This is a genomic window from Corynebacterium sp. HMSC076D02 (assembly GCF_001813815.1).
GTDB classification, from domain to species: domain Bacteria; phylum Actinomycetota; class Actinomycetes; order Mycobacteriales; family Mycobacteriaceae; genus Corynebacterium; species Corynebacterium simulans.
On record NZ_KV814082.1, the window covers coordinates 127,286 to 148,991 of the forward strand.

Below are 21,706 nucleotides of genomic sequence, written 5' to 3' on the forward strand. Positions count from 1 at the left end.
CGCTGGCTTCGGTATGGCTTATTCCTGTCCCTGTCTCTGAAAATGATCCGGGGGTGATGCCGCCGAAGACAATGACATACTCAAACAGCTCAATAGGAACCTGGCCCGGCCCGGGTGGCATGAGGTTTCACAGTAATGTGGATGCCAGCGCAAGTATGTCCGACCACCCCAGCGATGAAGCTCATCTATTCAACTCCCTACTCATCGCTAGGAAGCACAGACTCATGGCCTATGACTTCGTCATTGGCATGGACGTCAGCGAATTCCTGGCCAGCGACGCCGACGCCTCAACGTCCTGTTCGCAATGATGCGCAGCGGAGAGCTCTACAGAGACATCCCCACAGCCCGGGAGGCCGCAGCGGCCTAGCCCCTACAAGCCCCGAAGCCGATTGTGCAGGAAGCCCTGCTCTGGAGCGTCATCGCGTACTGCTCGAGCAACGCGCTGTTCACCGTGGTCATGGGCAACGCCTTCGCCGCGTTCCCCATCATGACCGCTGCCATCGGCTGGCCAGTTCTCGTTGAGAACTTCGACGGAAACCCCACCGCCATCATCATGCTGGTGGCCATCACAATCATGATGCGCGTATTCGCCTTCTAGCGAGCCAAAGCCACAAAAGAAAACAAAGACATCGGCCTATAAAACTCTTTCCTATGACTTAGGAAACAGTTAGCATTGCGGAATGAAGTCGATTTTTATCTCCGGCGGCTGCGGCGGCTTCGGTCTCGCCGTAGCCCGTATTTTCCGCAATGAAGGCTACATCGTCGGACTGGGCGATCTCCGTCCACCAGCCGACGATTCCATCCTCGGTGACGGCATCACCTTCTACGAGCTTGACGTAACCAAACCGGAGTCCTGGGACGCTGCCCTATCCGAGTTCACCAAACTCACCGGCGGCAGGCTCGACATCCTCGACAACAACGCCGGCATCATCGACTCCGCCACCATCGCGGAAAGCGAACCCGCGCGTATCCGCGCCGTCATCGACGTCAACGCACTAGGCGTCACCCTCGGCGCACGCGCTGCTTACCCCTATCTGAAGAAGACTCCCGGCTCCCAGCTAATCAACATCGCCTCCATCGCCGGCTGCTACGGCATCCCCGACGTCGGCGTCTACGCCGCCACCAAGGCCTATGTCCAGTCCATGACTGAAACCCTCGACCTCGAGTGGCGCCGCGACAAGATCCGCGTGCTCGACATCAATCCGCTGTGGGCAAAGACGCCCATCTCCGACGTCAAGTCCAAAACCGTCGCACGCCTCGGCGTAAACCTCACGCCAGACGACGTCGCGCAAGCCATCTGGCGCGCCGCCAACCCCAAGAACCGCTGGGACAAAGGCCGCCTCCACTGGGGCGTCGGCGCCCAAGACAAAGCAGCCCGCGTAGCCCGCAACATGGTGCCCGACCGCGTAGCCAAGGTCATCTACCAAGTGCTGTCAACCTAGTTATCGAGACCATCCGCAATAGCATCAGCGATTTTGTCGACAATCGGCTTATCCGCTGAATCACCGATGATCGTCACGGTGTCGCCCTGCGCGGCGCCCAAGGACATCAGCATCATGGCGGAATCGGCATCAGCTCGGTCGTCATCGAATGCAATGACAATGTCGCCACTTGCCTCCGCGGCCATCTCAGCCACCTTCGCTGCAGGGCGTGCATGGAGACCAGCAGCATCAGCCACGGTTGCCGACCGTGAGTATGCATCGCCGTCTGCGACGTCTGCCTTGCGTTCCGCCACTTTCTTTGGCACGAACACCTCGATGGCGCGCTCGGCAGCAACAGCAACTTCGTCAAGGTCATCACCTTGCTGCGCCGCAGTAGCCGCAGCGATAGCAGCCTCCACGAGCGGTGCGTCCACGAACTTCACCGGCTCATCGTCAAGGAACTCCAGCACCGACTCAACGGTCATTGTTGCCGAGCCCAAGTCGGTGAGAACAACAACTGCGAGGCCTTCCCCGAGCAGGTCATTAATAGCCGACTCGATGAGGTCATACGAGGTTCCGATTTCACCGGACTCCAGACCACCCGCGGCTGCGATACGCACGTCAGCGGCCATCTGCCCAGCCAGCTCAGCAAGGCCTTCGGCCAGCTTGGCTGAGTGCGAAACTAGGACCAAGCCCACTTTCGGTTCTGCCATGCCCTAACCCTCCTTTACAGCAGAAGCAGCGTCAGCAGCTGCAGCAATAAACAGCGCGGTCGAAGCAGCACCTGGATCCTTATGGCCAACAGAGCGCTCACCCAAGTAGGAAGCACGGCCCTTGGTGGCAACGAGTGGAATGGTTGCCTCGGCGCCTTCGGCTGCGGCATCGGCTGCCACGCGCAGAACGTCGGCAACTCCCGCCCCGGCATCAGCCTGCTCGCGGGCAGCACGCGCCGCCGGCGCCCACGCATCAACCATGGTCTTCTCCCCTTCGGCGGCCTTACCACGGGTGGTGATGCCCTCGAGTGCCGCCTCAATGAGCGCGGCCGCGCCAGCGCCATCAAGCGCTTCACCGCCGACTGACTTAGCAGCGCGCAGGAATGCAGTTCCCAAAAGCGGACCAGATGCGCCGCCGACGGTGGACATCAAGGTCTTGGCCGTCAGCTTCAGCACATCCACGATGCTTTCCGAGGCATCTGCTTCGAGCTTTTCCACGACCGCACGGAAACCACGGTCCACGTTTTCGCCATGGTCGCTATCGCCGATGACACGGTCAAGCTCAATGAGCTCCTCCCGGTGCTCGTGGGCCTGCTCGGCGCAGCCCTTCATCCAAGCCAGGGCCCATTCGGTGTTCAAAGTTTCAACAGAAGTCACTTTATTCTCCTTGGCGTAGTGCGGCGGTATGGCATGGTGCGTCGAACAGCTCGATGTCTTCATCGTCGGCGCGCATAACGGTCACGGAACATCCCGCCATGTCCAGGCTGGTGACGAAGTTGCCTACGAGGGAGCGTTCAATGCTCACGCCCGCCTCGCTAAGGCGTTGCGCCACCCTGCGGAAGACCACGTAGAGCTCCGACGCCGGGGTGGCACCCATGCCATTGACGACGACGATGGTTCGCTCGCCTTCTGCCAACTTCAGGTCGGCAAGAATCGGCTCCATAAGGTGATCGGCGACATCGTCCGCGGAGACCAACGGGATCTCCTTGCGTCCCGGCTCGCCGTGGATGCCAACACCGAGCTCAACCTCATCATCTGCGAGGTCAAAGGAAGGCTTGCCCACGTGCGGCACGGTGCAAGCGCTCAATGCTGCGCCCATGGTCGCGGTGTTCTCCACGACCTTCTTCGCCACGGCCGTGACAGAAGCGAGGTCATCGCCGCGCTCAGCGGCTGCACCTGCCAGCTTCTCCACGAGCAGCGTACCTGCCACACCGCGACGGCCCGCAGTGTAGGTGGAATCCTCCACCGCCACGTCATCATCAACGATGACCTGGCTGACCTCGATGTCGTCAAACTCAGCCAGCTCAGCGGCAGTATCGAAGTTAAGAACATCGCCGGTGTAGTTCTTCACGATGTAAAGCACACCAGCGCCAGCATTTACCTCATCGGTCGCCGCCTGGATCGCATCCGGCGTCGGCGACGTAAACATCGCGCCCGGCACCGCCGCATCCAACATGCCGTGGCCCACGAAGCCGGCGTGGAGCGGCTCATGACCCGAGCCACCACCAGAGACAATCGCAACCTTGCCCTGGTCCTTCTTCTGCGCACGCGCCACAAACAGCGGCTCAGTAAAGCGCTTGACGATGTCTCCGTGTGCCAGCGCGAAGCCCTCCACAGACTCCGCCACTACGTTCTCCGGTGAGTTGATGAGCTTTTTCATCACGTATCTCCTTGGGATGTCGAATTAACCCAATTTCACTGGTTATAACAGTGCCGAGCCTACACGCGGATCCGCATAGATGAACGCAAACTTAAGAAAATGGAGACGCCGAAAATACCCGTCTACAAATCAAAAAATATTCCCAGCTCACTACGTCGAATTTCGACATAACACTCGAGAGTACACAGCCCCGCTGCCGCGGATGCATGGATAGACTCTGGTGTCATGAATGCCTTCACGCCCGCCCTTGCGGCCTTCCTGGACAGTTCAAGCCCCATCGATCTGCTTCAGTGGGTCTCTGCGATCCTGTCCCTGGATGACGATTTCTCGCAAAAGCCTGCCGAGTTCTTTGAAGCCATGTGGGATAACCCCGCCCCAGAGACGACCGCGGTACTCTGGGCCGCCGCCCTGCTGGATGAAGATAAAGAGCGCGTAAAGCTCCATCGCGCTGAGCTCGCCCGGCGCGATGACTTACCGCAGGAACCGACCTGGCTTGCTCACCTTGAGCAAGCCAGCGTAGTCAACGTCATCGAGGCTACGCAGTACTACGGGGATGTCCATTACTACACTCTCGAGCTATCCGTCCCGCACTCTGCGCCCCTGACGGTGAATGTCTCCATTGACCTAGCAGGCGGCAATGGCTCGATTTATGACTGTTTCCTCACCGAGGCCAATGCACAGCAGGTTATGGAGATCATGTCCAAGGATGAGTCCATGGAGAGCTTCGGCCCTACGAGCCAGGAGGGCCTGGCCGATTTCCTCAGCAACGCCATCTGGCTAGATGAGATCACAGTCGACGACGGCCCTGGTGAAAGCTGGCCTACCACCCGTCCGCTGCTGCGCTGGGTGCTCTCGCTACTAGATAATGTCCCTGCTACTGTCTCCAGTCCCGGTATCATCGGCCGCCGTATTCGTCTTGAAGAAGGCGATAATTCCGAAACTGAAGAAACATTGGCCGCCTTCCTGGATGCCGTTCCGCTTAAGAAGGAGGAGGCCGATGCTACCGAGACGCTACTCAGCATCACAGCCAATTACACCATGGCCGACCTCTACCACTGGTCCCCACTACGTGTGGAAATAGCTCTGACCCTCGTAGCCCGCAAAGTCATAGCCCGTGACTCGTTCCTCCGGTGCTTCCCACGCGTCCTCACCAAGTTCGTCACCTGGACCGGCGAAGTCGCAGGACGCCCCGCCCACATCCAAAGGCAGCTCGACTCAGCACTAAAGGAAGAAGGAAAGCGCTTCCGCAGGGAACTCCAAGCACAATCCGACTTCGGTTCCTATGGCTACGGCCCAGATGCCATCGGCCTCGGCCCTGGCATGCCCGACCCCGAGACCTCCCGCTTCGACGCACAGCTCGACGATTCCCCTCTCCCCTCCGAGGACACCAAACTCAGCGCCCTAGCCCCAGACGTTATCGCTGGTGTAAAGCAATGGGACGCACTTATCACCGAGTGGTTTAACGATCACCCAGAGATCGATCCGGAACTGCTAACATCCACTCGCCGGCTCCTGAGCGCCCTAGCCCACGACAAGCCGAAGCAATTTAGCTCGACCAACGCCACAGTGGAGCGCAGCGTCGCCGCACTTCTAATCGCGGTCTCCGAGATCAACGCCGTGCCATTCGTAGTCGCCCAGATCCAACGTGACTTCGATTTACGCACCAGCCCCCGCTCGCGTGCCGATACCCTCCACAACTATCTTTACGATGCCGCCATCCACTCCGGCCGCCCCTTGAGCGGCTACCTCATCTCTCAAACACGACAGAGCATGATGAGGAATGCAGGGCTCTACTAATGGCTCAAGTCATCCACCCCGGCTGCACAACATCGCCACCATTTGGAAGTGGAGAACTCATGTGTAGTCCATAATGGACACCATGTCTGCTTTCGGTGAAGTCCTAGCCCAGCTCCGTGAAAATCAGCCTCAAGGCTCGTACGGCATTAAGTTCGAAAAGTTAATGGTCAACTACTTCCGAACCGATCCCGTCCTCCAGGAGCAGTTCTCGGAAGTCAGCCGTTGGAGCGATTGGGAGTTCAACGGCGGTAAGCAAGACACCGGCATCGACCTCGTTGCCCGGCGCGCCGATGACGACGCGTGGGTTGCCATCCAGTGCAAGTTCTACAAGCCGGATACCTATATCCAGAAGCGTCACCTTGATTCCTTCTTTGAGGCATCCGGACACTCGTTTACTACAGACAAGGGCACAGAATCCTTCGCACAGCGGATCATCATCTCCACGTCGGAGCGATGGTCAAAGAATGCTGAGGAGATGCTGGAGCACCAGCTCATCCCAACCAACCGTATCGGCACGGCAGCGATTGCAGAATCCCCTATCGACTGGGATGTGACCTTCCCGGGTTCTGAGATCGAAATTAACCTCACCCGGCGCGAGGTTTTCTCCCCGCGCCCGCACCAGCAAGAAGCGATCTCGAAGGCTATCGCAGGCTTTGAAACACACGACCGTGGAAAGCTCATCATGGCGTGCGGTACGGGAAAGACGTTTACCGCCCTGCGTCTGGCGGAGCGCTTCGCGGAGCTCAACGGCAACAAGGCCCGCGTCCTCTTCCTCGTTCCCTCCATCTCCTTGCTCTCGCAGACGTTAAAAGAATGGACCGCACAGAACCAGGAGCACCTGCCGCTGAAGTCCTACGCAGTCTGTTCGGATACGAAGGTCTCCAAGAAGGCTGAAGACATTGCCTCCTATGACTTGGAGGTTCCGGTCTCTACCAACGGCAAGAACATTGCCGAGCGCACCGCGCAGGGCAAGCGTCGTGCCGGTATCAACGTCATCTTCTCCACGTACCAGTCCATTGAGGCCATTCACGAGGCCCAGGAACTCGGCATGGACGACTTCGATCTCGTCATCTGCGATGAAGCTCACCGCACCACCGGCGTCACCCTCGCCGGGGAGGATGCCTCCAACTTCGTGAAGATTCACGACGAAAAATACATCAAGGCTAGCAAGCGTCTCTACATGACCGCGACTCCCCGCCTGTTCGATGACAATATAAAGGGCAAGGCCGCTGAGCATTCCGCGGAGCTTGCCTCCATGGATGACGAGGCCATCTACGGCCCCGAGTTCTACCGCCTCGGCTTCGGCGAGGCCGTGGACAAGGGTCTACTCACCGACTACAAGGTTCTCGTCATGACCGTCGAGGAAGACATCGCCGCCGACGTCCTCGCTACCAACCCCACCAACGAAATCAACCTCACCACTGCCTCTGCCATGATCGGCGCGTGGAACGGACTCGCGAAGCGTTCGGGTGCCGAGCAAGACACCAAGTCCGGCTTTGAAGCGAACGCCCAACCCATGCGCCGCACCGTCGCCTTCGCCAAGGACATCAAGGCCTCGAAGACCATCCAAGAGACCTTCCCCACGCTCATCCGCCAGTACCAAGAACAGCTCAAGGACCACGCCGCCACCAACGACGTCAGCCTGCTCAACATCGATCTTCAGGTCGCCGTCGAGCACGTCGATGGCACCATGAACGCCCTCGAGCGCGGCAATAAGATCTCGTGGCTTGAGTCCTCCATCCCCGAAGACGAAACCCGCATCCTTACCAACGCCCGCTGTCTCTCCGAAGGCGTGGACGTCCCCGCCCTCGATAGCGTCATCTTTTTCCACCCGCGCAATTCCATGGTCGACGTCGTCCAGTCCGTCGGCCGCGTCATGCGCAAAGCCGAGGGCAAGGACTACGGCTATATCATCCTGCCCGTCGCCATCCCGCCGGGAGTCTCCCCGTCCCAGGCGCTCAATGACAACACGCGCTTCCGCGTGGTCTGGCAGATCCTCAACGCTCTGCGCGCCCACGATGACCGCTTCAACGCGAAGGTCAACTCGATTGCGCTCAACGAGAAGACGGAACTCCCGATTGTTCCGATTCCCGTTCCTAAGCCCTCGCCTGACCAAGAATCCGACGAAGAAAAGGCTCGCCGCGCACGCCAAAAGCTCAATGCGGGAGATCGGAGGTCATCAGGTGAGCCAGAACACCGCGGAGGTGAAAAGGAACAACTCACCGCGGAGCAGATGACGCTGTTCTCTCTCGAGGCCTGGCAGGAGGCCATGTACGTCAAGCTGGTTGACAAGGTCGGCACGCGCACCTACTGGGAAGACTGGGCTGACGATGTCGCCACGATCGCCGAAGCACAAATCGCTCGCATCAAGGCACTCATCAATGCTGCGGACGACACGATCCGCAAGGAATTCGAGGTCTTCATCGAGGGCCTGCGCGGGAACCTCAACGACTCGATTACCGAGGACGAAGCCATCAGCATGCTCTCGCAGCACCTGATCACTGCCCCGGTCTTCAACGCTCTCTTCACCGAGCATGACTTTGCCGCACACAACCCGGTCGCCCGCGTCATGCAGCGCATGGTCGACGCGCTCTCGGACGCCAAGCTCGAGTCGGAGACCGAGTCTCTGACGAAGTTCTACGAGTCGGTCCGCATCCGCGCCTCCGAGGTCTCCTCCGCTTCCGGCAAGCAGCAAGTGATCAAGGACCTCTACGAACGATTCTTCCGCAAAGCTTTCAAGAAACAGTCCGAGGCCCTCGGCATTGTCTACACTCCAGTCGAAATCGTCGACTTCATCCTCCGCTCCGCCGATCAAATCTCCCGCTGGCACTTCGGCAAGGGGCTCACCGACGAAGGCGTCCACATTCTCGACCCCTTCACCGGCACCGGCACGTTCATGGTCAGACTCCTCCAGTCGGGTCTCATCGAACCCGACGACCTCGCCCGCAAGTACGCTGGCGAACTCCATGCCACTGAGATCATGCTGCTCGCCTACTACGTCGCCGCCGTCAACATCGAGACAACCTACAACGCTCTCCAAGCCGAACGCGCCCAGCGCAACAATGAGCCTGAACCCGCGTACGTCCCCTTCGACGGCATCGCACTTGCCGATACCTTCCAGATCCACGAAGAAGGCGACATCCTCGACCTCACAGTCTTCAAGGAAAATAACGCTGCGATCGAGCGCCAAAAGTCAGCGCCGATCAACGTCATCATCGGCAACCCGCCCTACTCCGTAGGCCAGACGAGCGCGAACGATAACAACCAAAACCTCAAGTACCCGACTCTCGACAAACGTATCGAGGAAACCTTCGCCGCCAACTCGTCCGCTACAAACAAGAACTCACTGTACGATTCCTACCTCCGCGCCTTCCGCTGGTCAATCGACCGACTCGGTACACACGGCGTCATGGCGTTCGTGTCCAACGGCGGCTGGATAGACGGAAACACCGCCGATGGGGTGCGCCTTTCACTAGACGACGAACTCAGCGACATTTACGTGTACAACCTTCGCGGTAATGCGCGTACTGCAGGCGACGTTCGACGACAAGAAGCAGGCAATGTCTTCCGTGACGGCGGACGCACAACTATCGCGATCATCATCGCCGTAAAACGCGAATTCCCAGACGATGTCTGTATCCACTACCGCGATATTGGCGACTACCTCAGTGCAGACGAAAAACTTACGATTGTTGATCGCTCCACGCTCGATAATGTCGATTGGCAAATTATTGACCCCAATATTTACGGTGACTGGCTCAATCAGCGTGATGAGGACTTCGAGACGTGGCCTGTCCTTGGCGACAAGAAGTCGGATGACATTCCAGCAATCTTCAAAAATTTCTCTGCAGGTTTAAAGACTGCCCGTGATTCGTGGTGCTACGGACCTTCGCGCGCATCAGTAGCAACAAAAATGAAGGTACTGATCGATACTTACGCGGCCGCACGAAATTCATTCTCTGAATGGGTGCAAACTAACAATGTTTCAAAGCCCAAAGAGCTCGACGTAAACCAATTCTTGTCCGAGAATCCTCAATATACAGATCTCTCTCGAATTTCTTGGAACCGCAGCCTTAAGCAACAGCTTGCGGCGGAAAAATCTATCTCTTTCGACAAGGAACGCATCGTTCAATCTCTGTATCGACCAGAAAACCAACAATTTGTGTATTTTGATCCACCGGTCAACGATATGGTTTACCAACTGCCAAGGATTTTCCCTACTGCAATCCACGAGAATCTCGGGATCATGATGACTGGTCCAGCGGCTATGTACCAATACACTTTGCTGGGGTCCAAACTGTTGCCTAACATGCATTCCCTGCATTCCGGCCAATTCTTCCCCCGCTGGACCTGGGAACCCATCAAGGCGCCGGAGGGCGAGCTGGACTTTGGGTTGGGGGCATCGGAAGGCTGGGAGCCTGGTATGGAAGGAGAAATCCTCGACGGGTACCGGCGTGTGGACAACGTCACGGACGAGATACTTGGGATTTACCGTGAGGCGCTGGGCTCGGATGTGACGAAGGATGACATCTTCTACTTCGTCTACGGGCAGCTGCATGACTCGGGGTATCGGGAGAAGTACGCCGCGGACCTGAAGAAGATGCTGCCGCATATCGAAACGCCGACGTCGCGGGCGCGGTTCGACCAGCTGGCTGACGCCGGCCGGGAGCTCATGGATCTGCATGTGAACTACGAGGACGTGGAGCCGTGGCCGGTCACGGTGGAGGTGAAGGCATCGGCAGACGAGTCCGACCGCGAGACGTGGCGCGTGCAGAAGATGAAGTGGGCGAAGAGGAAGGACTCGGAGACGGGTAAGAACGTCAACGATGTAACGACGTTGGTCTACAACAAGTCCGTGACCGTGCGCGACATCCCGGCCGAAGCGGACGAGTACATGCTCGGCTCGCGGTCTGCGCTGGCGTGGATTATTGACCGGTACCAAGTGAAGAAGGATAAGGCATCGGGAATCGTCAACGACCCCAACGACTGGGCTGACGAGGTGGGAAATCCGCGGTACATCGTGGACCTCATCGCGAAGGTCACGCGCGTGGCGGTGGAGACTGTACGAATCGTCGAAGGAATCAGAGAGGTTGGCGAAAATAAGTAGCTCTGGGGGACATGCCATCGATTAAACCGGGGTCGAGCCTGCGCCTCAGTACAGCGCGGGCGCTTCCTCTTTTTAGTCTCTGAAAGAATCATTTCAAGGCCACCAATTCTGCGCGGCGAGACAGAATATGTCTCGCACATGCAGGTGGCAGGCCGAGGCCGAGGCCTTTCGCGGGCACTTTCAATGAGTCCCGTCGGGGTTCCTCGCGGATTACCTTGGCGAGGTCGTCGAGCGTGATTGGCCTAGTTTTCGATCAAATTCCACTGGTCGAGGTAATCGATGAGCCCATTTATAATGGCGCTCTTTCGCTCGACGATGTTTTCCTCAGTGAAATCTTCCTGCTGGCTTGCGATCGATTGAAGCTCCTGATTCTTCGTTCCGGCCTTCTCGACGCCATTCGCCGTGGTGTAGCCGGTGTAGTAGCGAGTCTTGTCCTCAAAACGGTAGTCAGAAGCCCGAATATTGATGTTCTTTTCGAGGAAGGCTTTATTACCCAGCGACTCAAGCAATCCCTTCGACGAAAGAGAATTCTCCTTGTTTGCTCGGGCCCGAGAGTAGATGTGTTCAATCTCGAGCTTCGTATCATTGTCCAGCACGGTCTGACCGGGCTGTTCAAACGCCCACCACAGGACCATGGACTTAGTGATCGGGCGATTGTTGCTGAACGTGAAGGAATTCAACTGCTCAATCAACTGCTGGCGATCAAAGCGATAATTTTCGAAAGTTACCTTTTCGTCGTTAACGATTGAAATCATCGCGGGGAACAGAGGCGTTCGAAGTGCGTTGACACCGGGGCGATGAACGGCATAAGCAAAGATGAAGCCAGTTATAAGAGCAAGGAAGTCGAAGAAATTTTCTTCTTCGAGATTCCCATTCTCGTCACGGTTCTTGAGGAAGTACACGGAGACGATATAGGTCCACATGCTGTTCGGGGCGTAGTTCAAGACATACAGGCGTTTATTGACGCGTTCCGAAAACTCTTCTTGCTGGTCGACTCTGTCCCAGAAGGCAACGAGGGATTCAAGGTCTTCAAGCGATTCTTCTTTCTTCAACAACGCATAGGAATCACGTTCATAGAAGTCACGCAGGCCTTCCGTTGTAGTTGTCCTGATTCCCTTCAATGCTCGCTGGTAATACATGTACCGCGTAAAAAGCTCATCCATGGGATTGTTATTTCCACGGGTATGCGAGAACACACGTGTAGCGGTCTCTTCAAGCGCTTTCCACCGCTCGATAAATCCCTCTTTCTCGTTCTTTGCGGTGAAGTACTTATAGAATTGCGACTTAAAAATATCAGCGTCTGCCAGTGGCAGGCCGCGATCATTCAGTGTCGAGAAAATCCGAAGAGCCGTGTCTTGTGACTCGGCCTCGATGGGCAGAAGAATAACTTTCTTGAGAATTCGGTTAGCCAACCGCGCTGTGTATGACGGATATTCGTTGATGAACCGATCAACACGCCCCTCGAAATAGGAGTAGTTCTTTGCATACGCGCTGTGTGCACCGTCGGGAATTTTCCCCTCGTTGAGGATAAAACGGAATTCATCCTTATCGTCATCAGAAGCTACTTCTGAATCAATGCGCAGCTGATCAGGAATGCGATCACCAAACTCAGTAGTACGCCAAATGCATTGAGCAATCTCGCGGAAGGTGGTTTTCGAGTTCGGATCTTGCATGTACTGGAACTTCTCGTAGAACGCACGCAGCAAAAGCATAAGCGTCGTTAGACGCTGCTGACCATCAATGACTTCCAATTGCCCTGCATCATTGCGGAAAGTAACAATCGGCCCCAGAAAATATTCATCGCTGGGGTCAAACGCGTCTGCGTTACCCTCCGGAATACAAAACGCTTCAATGTCGTCCCACAACGTTGCGCATTCGTCTTCAGTCCATGCATAGGGGCGTTGGTAATCCGGAATGAGAAAGCTCGTCGTAGTGGTTTGATTAATAAGTGCCGAAACGGACTTCTGATCGACGCTGAGTTTAGACATCTAGGTTCCTCTGTGAATTAGATAGCGAAAAGGGAACTTACAGGGCAGAGAAAGTGGTCGCCTGTACTGGACTAAATATTACCTGTCACGTCATTGCAGCGGATTAGAGAAGACTTTGCGTTGTGCTTTTCGGGCACCGTCCCTCTCGTGAAATCCATGGTGCGTGAGCGCAAGGCGCCAGGTTTCACGCAGTTCTCCGTCCTCTTCCACGCCGCCTGCGCTATCGCTTTTGCCGCAATAGTCGTAGCGCTGCTAACCAAAGAGTTTCTCAACATCTTTACCGCTACAGGGTTTAGTGCCTTCGGCCATCACATAATCTGGCAGGCAGCTCTGATGGGACTAACTCTCGTCGTGATGGCTACTTTGTGGTGAGCGTCGCGGTCTCGTTATTGAGGCGCGGGGCCTACTGCATCGACAATGAGCGCAATATCTTCCTCGGAGTAGTCGGCATGAGCTGTAAGTCTTAGCAATGCCTGTCCGAGCGGTACCGACGGATAGCGGATCGGAGAAACAATTACTCCCCTTTCAGCTGCCTGTGCCGCACGCTCCATAGCTGCGTCCTCAGCGCCTACTGGCAGGACGATAATAGGTGCGGGCGAGTCCACCACTTTCCATCCGGTCGCCCGCAGACGCTGCCGAAGGTTGTGCACGACGCGGGCAAGCCGAGGCGCATGCGAAGGAACAAGAGCTAACGCCGCGCTGATGGTGACTGCCTGCGATGGCGGCATGGACGTTGAGAAGATATAGCTGCGGCAGCGTTGGCGGCATAGCTCGATAAGTGGCTCACTGCCCACGACGAAAGCGCCCGCCACACCTAGGGCTTTGCTAGCGGTACCGATATAGATATCCGGCAAAGGTAAATCGAAATGCTCACAAACGCCGCGTCCATTTCTGCCAAGTGTGCCGATCCCGTGCGCGTCATCGATCATCAACCAGGCGTTGTAATCCTGAGCAAGTTCCTGAAGCGCATGGAGATTCGCAAGCTCGCCGGACATGGAAAATACGCCGTCACTGACAATCAATCGGCGCTCTGATGCATCGGCAGCTAGCTGCTCTTCTAAGGTTTTCACGTCGAGGTGCGGATAAACAGATGACCGGACCCCTTGGTAGCTCGACTTGGCCAGCCGGATGCCGTCGATGATGCTCGCATGATTATCAGCGTCAGAGAAAATAGAAAGTCTCTCGCCACGATCTCGCGCAGCTGCAGCAAGCGCAGGGATTACTCCCATGTTGGCGTGGTAACCCGAACCGAACACGAGCGCTGCCGGCGCACCGACAAAACCAGCCAGATCACGCTCGAGCGCGACATGATAATCACTCGTACCCGTAGTCAGTCGCGATCCTCCCGACCCCACCCCGGCGCGCAGCGTTGCTTCGTGGGCTGCGTCGGCAAGCGCGCGATTCGCCCCGAGCCCCAGGTAATCAGACGATCCCGCAAGCAGCGTTTCACGCCCATCGACCACGGTGCGCGGACTTTGACTACCGCTAATGATCCTTTCGACTCTTTCCAGACCACGCTCACGCCACGAAGCATTAGAACTGAATGCCCAGTCTTCCAGGCTCATTGCCAAGATCCTTCCACGAGGACAGGCTTTTCACGCAGCCACTGCTCTGTCGCCGGAAGTGCACTAAGTGCGCCTGAATAGAACAAGACACGTCCGCCTTGTTTCCCGCCTTCAGCCTTGACGTTGTGCAAAGCCGTATAGGAACCTTCGACCGCAACATAACCCGTGGTGTAGCTCGGGTCATCGGAAATACAGACTTCCGCGACAATGCCCGGCGCAGCAAGAGCCTTGGATGCTAAAGCAACGGCATCAGCCCGATGGTTCTTCGACTCGGCGCAAAAGGAATCAGCCCAATCAAATGTTCCCACCCGAACGCCACGTTGCCCATGAGTGTCTAGACGCTCGCCGGTTTCAGCACAGACGATGCTCGCACCGCGCATATCGCGGGTGCGGTACAGAAGCTCGATACCTCGGCGGGCTGCGCTCTCGGAAACTCGGTTGCCCTTAGCGAGCACGGCTATCATCGCTGTTTGTGCAGACTCCGGGTTCTCGCAATCCCGTGTACTCACCTTCAAGGCACTGACATGAGCAATGTCGCTTGCTGCAACCGCCCTCGTAGCGATATTGATGGAATCCGGCACGCCCTTTTCGTGCCGCAACGCACGAGTAGCAAGCTCTGAGCTCACACGAGGAACAAGGTGCGGTTCTACGATGCGTTCTGCACCCGAGATATGCCTACCTTCAAGGCTTGCACGCATCTTGATACTCATCAGCACAGTCGAGGTTTTGCCATGCAGGTATCGTAGCCCAGCATCTTGAACACCGTTCAATAATTATCGAAACAGGGTTAATCCCCTCTCCTAGTTCCGCTCGGAAACGCACTTACCGACGCCAAGTGACAGAGCGACTTCCACGAGACATTAAGAACCCCCACGTGCCTTCCAACCACATATGTGGTCGGGGCTCGTGGGGGTTGCTTAGTGCGATGTGTGGGTATTTCCCCTACTGCTGTGCTGCGGTGCCTAGGCTATCCTCCATGCAGGCCTGCTGCTGGGCAGGGTCCTGCAGCTCCAGGCACTTGTCGGCGCCAGTGTCGCCGAGGACCTTCACGCCGAGGGCCATGACGGCGATGGTGCCACCGAGAGCCAGAATGGAAGTAATCAGGCCGACGATGGACATCCAGGTGCGTCGCAGCTCCTTCGGGCGCTTGCCGCCAACGACCAGCGCGATGATGGAGACGATGATGCCGATTGGGCCAAGCAGGAGCGGCGGAACAATCAGCAGCAGGGACAGCAGCGCGATGATGCCGATGACCATCGCCCAGATAGCAACGGCGTTCTTCTTTGCCGGCTGGTTGTTGGCACCAGCGTAGGCCGGGTAGCCGGTGCCAGCGGCGGTTGTGTTCGTGCCGTAAGCATCGTGGGAGGCGTGGTCGTGAGCGGTGTGGTCGTTCAGGCCATCGTGGTTGTTTGCGGCGTCGACGTCGTGAGCGCGCTCCTCGTTGGCCTTGGAGGTTGCCTCACCGTAGGACGGCAGCTTGCTGGTGCTGTCGCTGCTAAATGGGCTCTTTGCGTTGTCCGGGTTCTCTGCGTTGTACGGGTTCTCTGGGTTGTTCGGGGTGGTCATGTGGTTGGCCTCCTTGGGGCAGCCCTAATTGCGTGCTTTTATCGAATATGTGCGTTAAATAGCTTATGCGTTTGTAAACGCTTCCGGCCACGTTACTGACGGAACCTGTGAAATCACTGGCAATCTAGTTTTGAGTAGCGCCGTTCAAAGAATCTTCCATGCAGGCTTGCTTTTGCGCTGGGTCATCGATGGTCGTGCACATTTCAGGGTCAGGCGTCATCGTCCAACCAATGTGCGTATACAAGTAAATCGAGAAAGCAACGGACAAGATTAAAGCGATAATTGAGGTAATCAAGCCGGCGATGGACATCCAGGCGCGGCGCAGCTCTTTTGGTCGCTTCTTACCTTTTAGCAATGCGACGATGGAGACGATGATGCCAATCGGCCCCAGCAGCAGCGGTGGAACAACTAGGAACAAAGACACCAGCGCAATGATGCCGATTACGAGAGCCCAAATAGCGATCACGCTTTTCTTTTCGGCTTGAGGTTCACCGACACCACCACCGGCATAGGCCGGGAATACCGCACCTTCGGCGCTGTCGGAATTCTTCCCGTTGCCCGGGGTGTGAGGGTCGTTCGGGGTGGTCATACGCTTGGCCTCCTTGAGTGCTGCCCACAAGCCTTAATCGTGTTATCGCTAATCGTTCTATTGCTTTTGACTACTGCTTTTGACTAAGTTGCCCACGCTGGGTGCGCTCCACGCTAGGAGTGCACCGCGTCGCGACACCTACCACTTGCGCAGGTACTCGATGCGCTGGCGCAGTTGCTCGGCGTCGCAAAGCGCGGTGGGTGGGCCGCCGCAGGCCTTGCGAACCTCAGTGTGAATGGCGCCGTGGGGGCGGCCGGTGCGCTGCGCGGTAATGGAGACAACGGTGTTGAGCTCCTTGCGCAGGTTGCCAATCTCATCCACCACGCCGGTGGATTCTTGGTTGTTGGCTGGTTCCTCACGGCGCTTCGGGGCGTACTGCATGCCGTAGAGCTTGCGGCGCTGTTCCTCAGCGGCCTCAGCAGCCCGGCGCGCCTTCTCCTCTGCTTCGCGGCGGTCGAGTTCCTCCGACTGCTTTTTGCGCAGCAGGTCCTTGACCTGGTCGGCGTCGAGAAGCCCGGGGATGCCCAGGAAGTCCGCGTCGACGTCTTCGGTGATGTCGCCGGTGTTGAACTGCGAGCCGTTAAACAGCAAGCCGGAAAACTCCGCCTCAGCGCCGAGGGCCTCGTAGGAGGGCTCGAGCATGTCGGGCTCAGATTTCTTACTATTGGCCTCCGCCAATAGCTCGTCGTCCCAGCCCTCTTTATCGGGGCCCTTTTCCTCACCCAGAACATGGTTGCGTTCCTTTTCCATGTTCTCAGCCAGGCCCAGCAGCACCGGCACGGAAGGCAGGAACACCGAGGCGGTCTCACCGGGCATACGCGATCGCACGAAGCGGCCGATTGCCTGCGCGAAGAACAGCGGAGTCGAGGCCGAGGTGGCGTAAACGCCCACCGCTAGGCGCGGGACGTCGACGCCTTCAGACACCATGCGCACTGCCACCATCCACTCGTCGGTGGACTTGGAAAACTCCTCAATGCGATCCGAGGAGCCCGGGTCATCGGACAAGATCACGGAGACCGGGGTCGAGGAAATCTGCTTCAGCAGCTTCGCGTAGGCACGCGCGGTCTGCGTATCGGTAGCAAGCACCAGGCCGCCGGCGTCCGGCATGTTGCGGCGCATCTGCATAAGGCGCGTGTGTGCGGCCTGCAGCACCGCCGGGATCCACTCGCCCTTCGGGTCCAGCGCCGTCTTCCATGCACGGGCTGTCTGCTCAGGGTTCAAGATATCGCCCAGACGCGCGGCGTATTCCTCACCTGCGGAGTCACGCCAACGTGCCTCGCCTGAGTAAGACAAGAACACAACGGGGCGCACGACGCCGTCGCGAAGCGCATCGCCATAGTTATAGGCGTGATCCGAGCGAGAGACCAGGTGGCCCTCGCCGTCTTCCTCGTAGCGCACAAAAGGGATCTGGGAATCGTCAGATCGGAAAGGCGTACCTGTAAGCGCCAGGCGGTGCTCGACATCGTCATAAGCCTCGCGCACGCCGTCGCCCCAGCTCTTGGCGTCACCTGCGTGGTGAATCTCATCCAGGATCACCAATGTACGGCGCGCCGAAGCCACCGCGCGGTGCTTGAACGGGTGCATGCCCACCTGGGCATAGGTCACCACGATGCCGTCCATCGCCGGGTTCACGGCAGAAGAATTCGAGAAGTTCGGATCCAGCGCCAAGCCCACGCGCGCGGCCGACTGGGACCACTGAATCTTCAGGTGTTCAGTAGGCACCACGACGATGACGCGCTCGACCGTGCGGTCTTCCATCAGCTCCGTGGCAATGCGCAGAGCGAAGGTGGTCTTACCTGCACCAGGCGTTGCCACGGCCATGAAGTCCTGTGGCTTTTTGGCCAGGAACTTGTCGAGGGCGGCCTGCTGCCAGGCGCGTAGCTTTCCGTTGTTGGCGAATCTTCTGGGGTTGCGGGACACAGAATTACTCACCGGGCGGCTCACTTGCGGCGCAGGCCCTTGTACACGCGCTCACAATCCGGGCATACCGGGGAGCCGGGCTTTGCCTGCTTGGTTACGGGGAAGGTCTCGCCACACAGCGCAACGACGTACTTACCGTTGACTGCGGAGTCCAAAATCTGGTCTTTCTTTACGTAATGAAAGAACTTCGGGGTGTCATCAGAAGTGGACGTGTCCTCGCGGACGTCGGGGCGTTCAATCGTCTTAGTCGTCGTACTCACTCCACCAATCATGCCGCATCGGTGTCGAAGTTCGCACCTCGCCCGTCTACCCTTGTACGCATGTCCCCCAAGAACTCGCGCGATAGGTTAAGCCGAAATTCCTCCGGCACCCCACAAACGGGGCGGCGCGGATGGGCGCGCCCTTTCCGACGCCGCGAAGCCCACCTCATCACCACCGCCCAGCTCTCCCCGGGCCAACAGTTGCATCGGCGCGAAGTCATCTATTCCATCCTGCAGTTTCTGCGCGTCCCCTCCCTCCTCATAGGCGGCGCGCTCATGTACTTCTTCGACGCCTGGCTCGCTGGCACCTTAATCATCGCCGTGACCTTCCCGCTGCCGTGGATCGCCGTGGTGATTGGTAACGCGCAGGGCCAGCGCAAGGACAAGCGCGAAAAGAACATCTATAAGCCGGCGCTTGCCCGCCAGATGGCGCAAATGCAGGCAGAGCAACTAGCCCGGCCTAAGCGCGAGGGCATCGAGCAGCGGACTGCCGAGACCATCGATCATGACGACGACTCGCAATAATCGGCATAGATAAACAGATAAAGAAATAAGGCTGGAGAAAAGACGGAGAAAAGACGATGACTAAATTTGGACCTGACTTCAATCCCGAGCTCCCCGTCGCCGCAGTCGCCGCGGAGCTTGGCGAGTTCTTAAGCTCCCACGGTTTCACCGCCGACGGCATCGCTGGGCACTTGGGCCCCGAGTACACCGAAGCGCTTCACCGCGGCGAGCCGGCCGCCGTGGCCTTGGGCGCTGCGGGTGATACCACGCTGGACGCGCTCATCCGTCTGTTTATCCTGCACGACGCCGTGGCTCCGACGCAGCTTTCCGACGTCCTCGGCGCCCGCCTTGCTACCAAGCTCATGGATGCAGGCGTGGCGCAGCTGGACGAGTCCGGCAATGCCTACATTGCCTATGACATCCGTCCACACATCATCGTCGGCACCAACCGCCTGGTCTTCTCTGACGTGGATGCTTCCCTGGTGGACCACGTCCCGGGCTCCGAGCACGTGCTCGGCGTGGGAGCGGCCAGCCTCTCGCTTTTGCAATCGACGCCGCTTACTCCGGTGGAGACCACATTGGACCTAGGCACCGGCTCCGGCGTGCAGCTGCTCGGCCAGCTTTCCACCGCCGCCCACGTCACCGCCACCGACCTCCACTCCCGCGCTCTGGACCTCGCGCGCGCCACGCTGGCCGCCGCAGGCCCCGCGGCAGAAGAAAAGGTCGAGCTGCTCCAGGGCTCCTGGTTTGAACCAGTAGCCGGCCGCCGCTTCGATCGCATCGTGGCCAACCCGCCTTTCGTGGTGGGCCTGCCGGAAGTCGGCCACATCTACCGCGACTCCGGGCTTAACCTGGACGGCGCCAGCGAGCTCGTGGTCTCCCAGGCGGTCGAGCACCTCGCGCCAGGCGGCAGCGCACACATCTTGGGAGCATGGGTCCACCAAGGCGAGCAGTCCTGGCAGCAGCGCGTGGCCTCCTGGCTGCCAGAAAAGGGCGTGGCCGCCTGGATAATCCAGCGCGACGTCGCCGACCCTGCCCTCTACGTCTCCACCTGGCTTAAGGACGAGTCAGTGGACGTTCGCAGCGACCTCGGCCGCGAGCGTGCCCGGCTTTGGCTTGAGCACTTTAACGAGCACGACGTCACCGGCATCGGCTTTGGTTTTGTGGCCATCCAGCGCATCGACGATGACGAGCCTTCCGACGTCCTCGCCGAGTACATGCCGCAGCCTTTCACCGATCCCCTGGGCCCAGAAGTAGAGGAATACTTCGCGCGCGTGGCCTGGCTCCGAGGTCTTGTCCCGGGCGAGCTAGAGACCAATCACTTCCAGGTCCGCCCCGGCGTGGCCCGCGAGGACGTGCAGCTTCCCGACGCCGAGTTGGGCATGGGCTTTGCCCCCGCCGCGCTGCGCCTTACCCGCACGGAGGGCCCACGCTGGTCCCACGACGTCGACAAGCACATCGCGGCCATCGTCGCCGGCTTAAACCCAGCGGGGCTCTCCCTTGGCGAGACCATCGAGCTCTACGCCGCAGCCCAGGGCTTCGATGAGGGGGAGCTGGTGGCCTCCGCGCTGCCGGCCATGGTTGACCTCATCCGCCACGGCCTCATCATCCCCACCGAACTGGCCCCGTTCTGCAACCTTGAAAATGGCGCAGTCGCTGCCGGCCAAAACGCAACTGCGGAGGAGGAAGACTAATGCGCGCAGTTTTAACCCGAGTATCCAGCGCTTCAGTGACCGTAGATAGCGAGGTCGTAGGCGCAATCGATTGCCCAGAAACCGGCGGGCTCCTCGCCCTTGTGGGAGTATCGCGCGAAGACACTGCAGTAAATACTGCAGAGCTAGAAGCCAAGATAGAAAAGATGGCGCGCAAGATTGCCGAGCTACGCATCCTCGAAGGCGAGAAATCCGTCGAGGAAGCAGGCGCTCCCGTGCTGGTAGTTAGCCAATTTACGCTCTATGGCAAGACCGCCAAGGGCCGCCGCCCCTCTTGGTCTGATGCCGCGCCCGGGGATGCAGCAGAGCCTGTGATTGAGAAAATCATTGCAGAACTTCTTGCACGCGGCGTCCACGTTGAGACCGGAAAGTTCGGCGCGATGATGGAAGTTGCATCCGTCAATCAAGGCCCTTTCACCGTTCTGGTGGAAACTTAAAGGGGATCAATTAACCCCAAGGGGCGATTAATACATCCGAGCGCAGGTGCTTTTACCTGCGCTTTTTCTTATTGGCTGTGACGTAGTTCATCGTTTAATTTAGAGTGTTGAACAAAGCACAATCTGGCGAAAAACTCAAATTTTAAGGGAGTGATAAAAAACGTACTTGCAATGCGATAATTTATTATCAAATCTTCTCCAAGCAGGCTTATGATAAAGACACAGCGAAGCAACAAGGGCTGAAGCTGCAGGACACAGAGTTAAAAGTCCAACTGCAGTTGCAAAATTGTAGCCGCGAGAAAATTCTCAAGACTTGCAAAGTTGCGCCAAGCTCTAAGGCTTCGGTCAACCAACTAGAGACATCAAGGAGACCAAAAAATGTCTCACTCAGTCTTGCGGAAAGACACCGCTAACCATCCGGAGAATGAGCCAAACATGCCTGAGAACATGAAAACCTCAAAAGCAGT

At 58.0% G+C, this 21,706-nt stretch carries 19 protein-coding genes; 9 read left to right on the plus strand and 10 right to left on the minus strand.

Translation table 11 applies throughout. The annotated features are described in order from the left end of the window. The first annotated feature begins 155 nt into the window (after positions 1-155). From HMPREF2935_RS13290 to HMPREF2935_RS11230, 3 genes are all read left to right on the plus strand, one after another. On the plus strand, positions 156-308 hold the full coding sequence (locus tag HMPREF2935_RS13290; protein WP_160330560.1) for a hypothetical protein: 153 nt from the start codon (positions 156-158) through the stop codon (positions 306-308). A gap of 83 nt (positions 309-391) precedes the next feature. Beyond that, a complete protein-coding gene (locus HMPREF2935_RS11225; RefSeq protein WP_070456512.1) occupies positions 392-598 on the plus strand; it encodes a 5-oxoproline transporter, DUF979 family subunit in 207 nt (68 codons plus the stop codon). Positions 599-680: 82 nt separating this feature from the next. After that, positions 681-1,442, plus strand: a complete 762-nt coding sequence (locus HMPREF2935_RS11230) for an SDR family oxidoreductase (protein ID WP_070733243.1) — start codon at positions 681-683, stop codon at positions 1,440-1,442. On the opposite strand, the gene dhaM is transcribed toward HMPREF2935_RS11230, so the two are convergent. From dhaM to dhaK, 3 genes are read right to left on the minus strand one after another with little or no spacing between them, the layout of a single operon-like run. Then, positions 1,439-2,134 carry a dihydroxyacetone kinase phosphoryl donor subunit DhaM gene (gene dhaM, locus HMPREF2935_RS11235; RefSeq protein ID WP_061922923.1) on the minus strand — a complete coding sequence of 232 codons (696 nt, stop codon included), beginning with the start codon at positions 2,132-2,134 and terminating at the stop codon, positions 1,439-1,441. The two genes, HMPREF2935_RS11230 and dhaM, sit on opposite strands and share 4 nt — an antisense overlap. A gap of 3 nt (positions 2,135-2,137) precedes the next feature. Beyond that, positions 2,138-2,746, minus strand: coding sequence for a dihydroxyacetone kinase subunit DhaL (dhaL, locus tag HMPREF2935_RS11240; RefSeq protein WP_070733459.1), 609 nt, complete (start codon positions 2,744-2,746; stop codon positions 2,138-2,140). 46 nt (positions 2,747-2,792) lie between these two features. Further along, positions 2,793-3,794 carry a dihydroxyacetone kinase subunit DhaK gene (dhaK, locus tag HMPREF2935_RS11245; protein WP_070733245.1) on the minus strand — a complete coding sequence of 334 codons (1,002 nt, stop codon included), beginning with the start codon at positions 3,792-3,794 and terminating at the stop codon, positions 2,793-2,795. Positions 3,795-4,019: 225 nt separating this feature from the next. On the opposite strand from dhaK, the gene HMPREF2935_RS11250 reads away from it, so the two are divergent. Then, positions 4,020-5,591 carry a hypothetical protein gene (locus tag HMPREF2935_RS11250; RefSeq protein WP_062038726.1) on the plus strand — a complete coding sequence of 524 codons (1,572 nt, stop codon included), beginning with the start codon at positions 4,020-4,022 and terminating at the stop codon, positions 5,589-5,591. A gap of 82 nt (positions 5,592-5,673) precedes the next feature. Further along, entirely contained in the window at positions 5,674-10,698 is a 5,025-nt protein-coding gene (locus HMPREF2935_RS11255; RefSeq protein ID WP_070733460.1) for a DEAD/DEAH box helicase, read from the plus strand. A 242-nt stretch (positions 10,699-10,940) separates the two neighbouring features. Here HMPREF2935_RS11255 and HMPREF2935_RS11260 read toward each other — a convergent pair whose 3' ends face one another. Then, positions 10,941-12,686 carry a DUF262 domain-containing protein gene (locus HMPREF2935_RS11260; protein ID WP_061922932.1) on the minus strand — a complete coding sequence of 582 codons (1,746 nt, stop codon included), beginning with the start codon at positions 12,684-12,686 and terminating at the stop codon, positions 10,941-10,943. Positions 12,687-12,833: 147 nt separating this feature from the next. Here HMPREF2935_RS11260 and HMPREF2935_RS11265 point away from each other — a divergent pair, with 147 nt between their 5' ends. Continuing rightward, positions 12,834-13,058, plus strand: a complete 225-nt coding sequence (locus tag HMPREF2935_RS11265; RefSeq protein WP_141756058.1) for a hypothetical protein — start codon at positions 12,834-12,836, stop codon at positions 13,056-13,058. Between the two features lie 14 nt (positions 13,059-13,072). On the opposite strand, the gene HMPREF2935_RS11270 is transcribed toward HMPREF2935_RS11265, so the two are convergent. The 6 genes from HMPREF2935_RS11270 to HMPREF2935_RS11295 form a co-directional block, all read right to left on the minus strand. Further along, on the minus strand, positions 13,073-14,251 hold the full coding sequence (locus HMPREF2935_RS11270) for an aminotransferase class I/II-fold pyridoxal phosphate-dependent enzyme (protein ID WP_070733248.1): 1,179 nt from the start codon (positions 14,249-14,251) through the stop codon (positions 13,073-13,075). Beyond that, positions 14,248-14,961, minus strand: a complete 714-nt coding sequence (locus HMPREF2935_RS11275) for a 6-carboxyhexanoate--CoA ligase (RefSeq protein WP_070733250.1) — start codon at positions 14,959-14,961, stop codon at positions 14,248-14,250. Before HMPREF2935_RS11275 ends, HMPREF2935_RS11270 begins: the two co-directional genes overlap by 4 nt. Before the next feature lie 232 nt (positions 14,962-15,193). After that, the gene (locus tag HMPREF2935_RS11280) at positions 15,194-15,817 is read right to left on the minus strand and encodes a hypothetical protein (RefSeq protein WP_070733253.1); all 624 of its coding nucleotides are present in this window, start codon (positions 15,815-15,817) and stop codon (positions 15,194-15,196) included. A gap of 124 nt (positions 15,818-15,941) precedes the next feature. After that, positions 15,942-16,406: a DUF4190 domain-containing protein gene (locus HMPREF2935_RS11285; protein ID WP_070733254.1), complete on the minus strand. Its 465-nt coding sequence runs from the start codon at positions 16,404-16,406 to the stop codon at positions 15,942-15,944. Between the two features lie 138 nt (positions 16,407-16,544). Continuing rightward, positions 16,545-18,338: a DEAD/DEAH box helicase gene (locus HMPREF2935_RS11290; protein ID WP_235597042.1), complete on the minus strand. Its 1,794-nt coding sequence runs from the start codon at positions 18,336-18,338 to the stop codon at positions 16,545-16,547. Positions 18,339-18,346: 8 nt separating this feature from the next. Next, positions 18,347-18,598 carry a DUF3039 domain-containing protein gene (locus HMPREF2935_RS11295; protein WP_049192065.1) on the minus strand — a complete coding sequence of 84 codons (252 nt, stop codon included), beginning with the start codon at positions 18,596-18,598 and terminating at the stop codon, positions 18,347-18,349. A 48-nt stretch (positions 18,599-18,646) separates the two neighbouring features. Between HMPREF2935_RS11295 and HMPREF2935_RS11300 the strand changes: the two genes are divergently transcribed. Genes HMPREF2935_RS11300 through dtd form a run of 3 tightly spaced genes read left to right on the plus strand, consistent with a single transcriptional unit; the run spans position 18,647 to position 21,239 of the window. Then, positions 18,647-19,111 (plus strand): DUF3099 domain-containing protein, encoded by a 465-nt coding sequence (locus HMPREF2935_RS11300; RefSeq protein WP_083313234.1) that lies wholly within the window; start codon positions 18,647-18,649, stop codon positions 19,109-19,111. A 56-nt stretch (positions 19,112-19,167) separates the two neighbouring features. Continuing rightward, entirely contained in the window at positions 19,168-20,784 is a 1,617-nt protein-coding gene (locus tag HMPREF2935_RS11305) for a DUF7782 domain-containing protein (RefSeq protein WP_070733256.1), read from the plus strand. Beyond that, a complete protein-coding gene (dtd, locus tag HMPREF2935_RS11310; RefSeq protein ID WP_070497257.1) occupies positions 20,784-21,239 on the plus strand; it encodes a D-aminoacyl-tRNA deacylase in 456 nt (151 codons plus the stop codon). The genes HMPREF2935_RS11305 and dtd overlap by 1 nt, the downstream gene beginning before the upstream one ends. The last annotated feature ends 467 nt before the right edge of the window (positions 21,240-21,706 follow it).

Bases quoted from the DNA above. Each gene is read 5' to 3' on its own strand.
- HMPREF2935_RS13290 (WP_160330560.1), top strand. From the start codon at position 156: ATGTCCGACCACCCCAGCGATGAAGCTCATCTATTCAACTCCCTACTC.
- HMPREF2935_RS11230 (WP_070733243.1), top strand. From the start codon at position 681: ATGAAGTCGATTTTTATCTCCGGCGGCTGCGGCGGCTTCGGTCTCGCC.
- dhaM (WP_061922923.1), bottom strand. From the start codon at position 2,134: ATGGCAGAACCGAAAGTGGGCTTGGTCCTAGTTTCGCACTCAGCCAAG.
- dhaL (WP_070733459.1), bottom strand. From the start codon at position 2,746: ATGAAGGGCTGCGCCGAGCAGGCCCACGAGCACCGGGAGGAGCTCATT.
- dhaK (WP_070733245.1), bottom strand. From the start codon at position 3,794: ATGAAAAAGCTCATCAACTCACCGGAGAACGTAGTGGCGGAGTCTGTG.
- HMPREF2935_RS11250 (WP_062038726.1), top strand. From the start codon at position 4,020: ATGAATGCCTTCACGCCCGCCCTTGCGGCCTTCCTGGACAGTTCAAGC.
- HMPREF2935_RS11255 (WP_070733460.1), top strand. From the start codon at position 5,674: ATGTCTGCTTTCGGTGAAGTCCTAGCCCAGCTCCGTGAAAATCAGCCT.
- HMPREF2935_RS11260 (WP_061922932.1), bottom strand. From the start codon at position 12,686: ATGTCTAAACTCAGCGTCGATCAGAAGTCCGTTTCGGCACTTATTAAT.
- HMPREF2935_RS11270 (WP_070733248.1), bottom strand. From the start codon at position 14,251: ATGAGCCTGGAAGACTGGGCATTCAGTTCTAATGCTTCGTGGCGTGAG.
- HMPREF2935_RS11275 (WP_070733250.1), bottom strand. From the start codon at position 14,961: ATGAGTATCAAGATGCGTGCAAGCCTTGAAGGTAGGCATATCTCGGGT.
- HMPREF2935_RS11280 (WP_070733253.1), bottom strand. From the start codon at position 15,817: ATGACCACCCCGAACAACCCAGAGAACCCGTACAACGCAGAGAACCCG.
- HMPREF2935_RS11285 (WP_070733254.1), bottom strand. From the start codon at position 16,406: ATGACCACCCCGAACGACCCTCACACCCCGGGCAACGGGAAGAATTCC.
- HMPREF2935_RS11295 (WP_049192065.1), bottom strand. From the start codon at position 18,598: ATGATTGGTGGAGTGAGTACGACGACTAAGACGATTGAACGCCCCGAC.
- HMPREF2935_RS11300 (WP_083313234.1), top strand. From the start codon at position 18,647: ATGTCCCCCAAGAACTCGCGCGATAGGTTAAGCCGAAATTCCTCCGGC.
- HMPREF2935_RS11305 (WP_070733256.1), top strand. From the start codon at position 19,168: ATGACTAAATTTGGACCTGACTTCAATCCCGAGCTCCCCGTCGCCGCA.
- dtd (WP_070497257.1), top strand. From the start codon at position 20,784: ATGCGCGCAGTTTTAACCCGAGTATCCAGCGCTTCAGTGACCGTAGAT.